Genomic DNA, 6,184 nt, shown 5'->3' with positions numbered 1-6,184 from the left:
CTTGTACCTGTAATTAAAGCCCCTTCAATATTATCGTTTATATGAGCAATTCCATCTCGTACATATCCTAGCGTTACATTTTCAATCGGACGCCTTAATAAGGCATCCCATATATTTATAGTATTTTTATCCCGCCCAATTTCTTTGGCATACTCAGCAATAAATTTAGCGCGATTCAATTTTGAAAAAAATGAAATAATACTACAAGGTAAAAACTTAACACTCCGATAGTACTTAGCATACGAACTTGTACCTGTAATTAAAGCCCCTTCAATATTATCGTTTATATGAGCAATTCCATCTCGTACATATCCTAGCGTTACGTTTTCAATCGGACGCCTTAATAAAGCATCCCATAAAGTGACCAATTTTTTATCAACATGAATTTCTTTAGAATATTTAGCAATGAATTCAGATTTTTCAACATCAGTAAAATATGAATTAATATGACGAATTAATAAATTATCACTTCGATAGTTTGCTTTGTACGAGCAATCATTGGTTATCAGTAACTCTCCAGCATTATCATTTATTTTTTCTATAGCATTTCGTACATACTCAAGAGTTACAGTAGCTCTCCTTGAAATAGCTAGCCTTGAAGTAGCTCTCATAAGCTGCCTCCCCCTTGTATCCACACGACAGAAAACAACAGTAAGATATTGATAGGTATGTATTCAACCAATTTATGGTATTCACTCTGTGTTGGGGGGTTAGACCCATTTACCACTTTGTCTAGCATTTCTGTAATTTACTCATCCGTAAATCGCTTATACTGCTCTTGTGAATCAGGAGATACGTGAGCTAACATTCGTTGAATCATAATACGATGCTCAGTCTCTGAAATATCATCACCTAGAGGCATTGTAGTCACTCTCTGACCGTAGGCGTGACGCATGCCATGCGGTGAAGTACCTAGATCTTTATCCATCGTCATACCTATCTTGTGAAGTGCAACTTCATATCGTTCTCTGAATGCAGATATTGAATAAGGAGCCCCTTGTGCATTTGTAAATGCGAAAGGATGCATATCATCTTCAGGAGGATTAACACGTTGGAGCATCAAATAGCTACGCCAGTAGTTTGCAAACTCAATGCCTTTACTAGGTGGAAACCAATGTACGAATCGAGATCCACTTTTTTTTACAGCAGGGCTTTTCCAACCTGCATACATAGCGCTGGTTTTTCTGTAATGTGTGCGAGGCTTAAGGCCGAAATGAATAGCTAGAGTGGTTTGTCGATCTGTATCTTTTGATTTTTCATAAAAGTCAGGAGAATTTCCTGTAGATGGATGATAAACGTTAACCTTTGATTGGCCTGTAATGCGATTAACTGAAATATCATCTAGCCATATATGGAAGCATTCACTTATACGTAACCCACCATAAAACATAAGATAAGATATCAATATATTACGAAGCTCTAAACGCTGTTCATCTGGGGCTGTAGGAGATATGCTTGGTCTGGAATAGCCAATATTGATTAATGGCTCAAATTTAGGCTCAGGAAATGCGTATACTTGCTCAAGATCATGACGCTGACCAGAATAACTAGCCCTACCTCTATGAACCCTAGATTGTTTCATCGACTCTTCATCACGACTTCTTGATGAGAGATGAGATAGAAAAGAATTATTTAGTCTATGCGAACGAGCTGCCCAATTCAGTTTTTCTTCAAACTTGGTCGCTTTACGGAAAGGATTTAACTGTAGATTATTATCAAGTATATCTGCAAGATGATCAGAATACTCTGTGATGTAGTAAACAATACGATCAGCATTAACAACGCGACGAGGTGTCCACCGCAGGTTAGACGGATCATGACCCTCTTCATCAATAGTGCCAGTATAAAGACAGTCAGCAAAGCTTTTGAACATCTCACGAGCATGTTCAAAGCAGCCATTATTCGCATCAATATAATCAAGCAATAATCTTATGGCATGCGTTGATGCATTTATCCAGGTCTGACTTTTATTGCTGTTTGTTTTCAAATAGCGCAGGTAGCTATCAAGAATTCCATCATCGGTGATAATGACAGGCAGCTCAATTTGACTACCTGTATTATCAATGGTGATGACTGACTTACATGTTATAGAGGCTAACATTACCTATTCCTTATATTACATTTTCACACTAAACACATGCATGTAATATAAAGGTTAGTACAAGATCTTCTATTCAGATGTTCCTAAACAACATTGAAATATTATATTTGTGATACCCCAACTAATCGCAAAAAGTGCAGTTATTCCAAGAACAACCATTGGCGACTTGTAAAATCAATGAGCGCCATTCACTCGGCGGACGAAATACGGGTTCAACATAAGAGATAGGCATAAAAACAATTCCATTATTTGAGAGTTAGCATCCACAGCTAATTGAAGCGGGTACCTAACAGTATCTATAACCCAAACATCTTGAAGTAACTTGGGTATATCATGCAGCACTGCTAGTTTATTCGATTAAGATACTCATATCTGGAGGGCTAACATGACAACAATTCACGCCGTTATGTTGTTAAGAATCGCTTTGATTAACCTTAAGCTTATAACCCGCTAAGTCCGTATAATGCGTCAAGTATACTTTCGCTAGTATTTTTGCTTCATGGACATATTTATCTGCTAATTCAGGTTCCTGAACAGCCAGGCGTAGGATTGAACCGACAGTACGCGGTAAAATAACCGAGATCATTTTGATCTGTTCACTATCTAGATCATCAGCGACAATACTCACCATTTGCTTTTGAATCACTGCAGAATGAAAATCGAGAGCTGACTGGTCTATACTTTTAAGTTCAGGTAACGAATCAACACCTGACCAAACCGCCATATAACCCGGTTCGTTCTGGTAGAATTCAGCATATATTTCGATAACCAGTTCGATACGATCTTCAAGGGGTAAATCACTGGCGACTGCTGAGAAACGTAATTCTAATGCTTGGAGATGACGTTCAGCTAATGCGCGGATAATTGATGCTTTATTTGGAAAATAACGGTATAGCGAGGTTCTAGTTAAACCAGATGCTTTAGCAATATCTGAAGGGGTAGCATTCGCAATGCCGATTTCATCAAACAAGGCCGCAGCTGAATCAATAATTTGTTTTACTCTTTCAAGGCTTCTTTCCTGCCTAGGAAGATTTCTTTGCATCGTATTATTCTCTGTCATATGCCCTCTTACTGCTGTACAAATTAAATGATAAAAAGTGAGATGAAATATGCTTAATCTCACCCCTGAGATACATCTATCAACTTTATGCTAATTATTGAATATCGACGAAATAAAACAATAATTGACGATATATCGGCTCAAGTTTAGACTTAATAAAGCGAGTAGAGCTTTAACCCTACTCTATGATAGCGTAATTAATTAACAAATTGCAGATGAAATATGCATATTTTAGTCCATCTATTGAATTAAAATTCATGACTCAGTGTTATCTATAAATATAATACCTTGATATGACTTAATTTTCGCTGGTTTTAAAAATAAAAATAAAGACATCACAGCCCACTATTTTTATAAATATTTAAGTGTAACCCGTTGTGTAAGCTTAGTTACCAGTTCATATGCAATGGTTCCGATGTGCTCAGCAACTAATTCTGCTGGTAACCCAGCACCCCACATAATCACTTTATCGCCCACTTTATCTTGGCAATCGACACCTAAATCCACAGTTAACATATCCATTGAAACGCGGCCAACAATCGGGACAATACGACCATTAATTAGTACCGGAGTACCTTCTGGTGCCATGCGTGGGTAACCATCACCATAACCCACAGCAACAACGCCTAAGCGGGTGTCTTCCGACGCACTCCAGATCCCACCATAACCCGTGGTCTCACCTTTTTTAATATCGTGCACTGCAATTAAGTCTGTGGTTAATGTCATCACGGGCTTTAAATCATGTTCCACAGCGGTTGCGCCGATCATCGGTGACACACCATAAAGCATGATACCTGGACGGATCCAATCCCGATGTGCACTTGGCCAAGCCAACACTCCCGCAGAGTTAGCAATAGAATGTTCACCCTCTTCACCAGCCACTAATTCGTCAAATATATTAATTTGACGTTGGGTGATACTCGGGTCAGCTTCATCCGCACAACTAAAATGGGTCATCAACCGTGCAGGTTGCACTACATTTGGGTTATTCTTCAAGCGCTCAATCGCACGTTTACAGTTGTCAGGACGGATACCCAAACGGTGCATACCGGTATCCATCTTCAACCAAACATGAATAGGCGCCTCTAAGTCAGCTTGTTCGAGTTCATCAAGTTGTTGTTCAATATGTACCGATGTTTGAATGTTATTTGCCACCAAAATCGGTAATTCATCAGTCGAGAAGAAACCTTCCAATAATAAGATCGGTTTTACAATACCACCACTACGCAGGGTTAATGCTTCTTCAACACGAGCCACCGCAAATGCATCAACATCAGTAAGCGCAGATGCGACTGCAAGCAGACCATGGCCATAAGCATTAGCTTTCACAACAGCCATTATTTTACTGTTCGGGGCAATGTTTTTTATTTGTTGAACGTTATGTTGCAATGACTGCAAACATATTTCAGCCGTTGCTGAACGCATAGCTACTCCTTAATAATCATCATCATAAGCAGGTCCGGTAAAGTTATCAAAGCGCGAGAATTCACCGTTAAAGGTCAGTCTGATTTTACCAATTGGACCGTTACGTTGTTTGCCGATAATGATTTCGGCAGTGCCTTTATCTGGCGAATCATCGTTATAAACCTCATCACGATAAATAAACATAATTAAATCGGCATCCTGCTCAATAGAGCCTGATTCACGAAGATCCGAGTTAACGGGGCGTTTATCGGCACGTTGCTCCAACGAGCGGTTCAACTGTGATAAGGCAATCACTGGACATTTAAGTTCCTTAGCAAGGGACTTCAATGAACGGGAAATTTCGGCAATTTCCAAGGTTCTGTTTTCACTTAGCGCTGGTACACGCATAAGTTGCAGGTAGTCAATCATGATCATACTGATGCCACCATGATCACGAGCAATACGACGTGATCGCGAACGTACTTCAGTCGGGGTTAAACCAGAACTATCATCAATGTACATTTTACCCTGCTCAAGCATACTCTTCATGGTCGCAGATAAACGCGCCCAATCATCATCATCTAATTGACCGGTACGTACTTTAGTTTGGTTAATTTTGCCGAGTGACGCGAGCATACGCATCATGATCTGTTCTGCCGGCATTTCCAGCGAGAAAATAACCGCGGGTTTATCTTCATTCAACGCCGCGTGCTCACATAAATTCATCGCAAAAGTCGTTTTCCCCATGGATGGTCTGGCTGCGACAATAATCAAATCAGATGGTTGGAAGCCAGTAGTCATAGCATCGAGAGCATGATAACCAGACGCAACCCCCGTCACACCGTCATGTGGGGTTTGGTAAAGCTCTTCGATTTTATCAACGGTTTCTTGCAATACACTTTCTAAGTTCTTTGGGCCTTGCCCTTCGCTCTGTCTTGATTCTGCAATTTGGAATACTTTACTTTCAGCTAAATCAAGTAGGTCGGTACTTTTACGCCCTTGTGGCTCATAACCTGACTCGCTGATATCACTGGCAACCGCAATGAGTTCACGTATTATCGCACGCTCACGCACAATGTTGGCATAAGCGGTAATGTTCGATGCACTTGGGGTATTTTTAGTAATATCACCCAGGTACGCAAAACCACCCGCATCATCGAGCAGTTCTTCGTTATCTAACCATTCGGAAACGGTAATAATGTCCAGCGGGATATGCTGATCCACCAGCTTCCCCATTGCTTCGAAGATAAGCTGATGTGGGCGACTGTAAAAATCTTTCGCCACCACAAATTCGGTGACACGATCCCAGGCTTCATTATCAATGAATAAGCCACCTAACACCGATTGCTCCGCCTCAAACGAATGCGGCGGCACTTTTAGCGCATCAACAGCACTGTCTTTTCTATTTTTATCTTTTGAAAACTGATTTTGAAACTGGTTTTGACGTTTGTCGGCCATGCTAGCGCTCACGAAATTTAGTGCGATTAGCCATTATCCTAAAAATATCCCTGTAGGGGAAATGAAATAACCAGTGAAGTGATAAAAATTTATATGAGGGCTGTGTTTGACGGTGTTTTGGTTAATAAAAAAGCCTCATCACGAGGCTCTATTAATAGATT

4 protein-coding genes and 2 pseudogenes are annotated in these 6,184 nt (G+C 40.2%); all 6 read right to left on the bottom strand.

Features of this window, described 5'->3' with window-relative positions; translation table 11 throughout:
* Positions 1-611 (bottom strand): annotated as a pseudogene (locus HRT96_RS14270) (hypothetical protein); the annotation flags it as partial.
* Between the two features lie 137 nt (positions 612-748).
* Complete coding sequence (gmtY, locus tag HRT96_RS14265) at positions 749-2,101, bottom strand: gamma-mobile-trio recombinase GmtY (protein WP_293157964.1); 1,353 nt, start codon at positions 2,099-2,101, stop codon at positions 749-751.
* 124 nt (positions 2,102-2,225) lie between these two features.
* Positions 2,226-2,333: pseudogene (locus HRT96_RS14260) on the bottom strand (radical SAM protein); the annotation flags it as partial.
* 180 nt (positions 2,334-2,513) lie between these two features.
* Positions 2,514-3,161 (bottom strand): TetR/AcrR family transcriptional regulator, encoded by a 648-nt coding sequence (locus HRT96_RS14255; protein ID WP_293157961.1) that lies wholly within the window; start codon positions 3,159-3,161, stop codon positions 2,514-2,516.
* Positions 3,162-3,512: 351 nt separating this feature from the next.
* A complete protein-coding gene (gene alr / locus HRT96_RS14250; protein WP_293157958.1) occupies positions 3,513-4,586 on the bottom strand; it encodes an alanine racemase in 1,074 nt (357 codons plus the stop codon).
* 9 nt (positions 4,587-4,595) lie between these two features.
* Positions 4,596-6,023 (bottom strand): replicative DNA helicase, encoded by a 1,428-nt coding sequence (dnaB, locus tag HRT96_RS14245; protein WP_293157955.1) that lies wholly within the window; start codon positions 6,021-6,023, stop codon positions 4,596-4,598.
* Positions 6,024-6,184 lie beyond the last annotated feature (161 nt).

It is taken from the genome of Moritella sp., from assembly GCF_013215705.1.
GTDB lineage: Bacteria > Pseudomonadota > Gammaproteobacteria > Enterobacterales > Moritellaceae > Moritella.
The sequence above is the reverse complement of the archived record's forward strand: the minus strand, read 5'-3'. Positions and strand labels throughout refer to the sequence as shown.

Excerpts from the sequence above, each read along its gene's own strand:
- gmtY (WP_293157964.1), bottom strand. The coding sequence starts at position 2,101 with ATGTTAGCCTCTATAACATGTAAGTCAGTCATCACCATTGATAATACA.
- HRT96_RS14255 (WP_293157961.1), bottom strand. The coding sequence starts at position 3,161 with ATGACAGAGAATAATACGATGCAAAGAAATCTTCCTAGGCAGGAAAGA.
- alr (WP_293157958.1), bottom strand. The coding sequence starts at position 4,586 with ATGCGTTCAGCAACGGCTGAAATATGTTTGCAGTCATTGCAACATAAC.
- dnaB (WP_293157955.1), bottom strand. The coding sequence starts at position 6,023 with ATGGCCGACAAACGTCAAAACCAGTTTCAAAATCAGTTTTCAAAAGAT.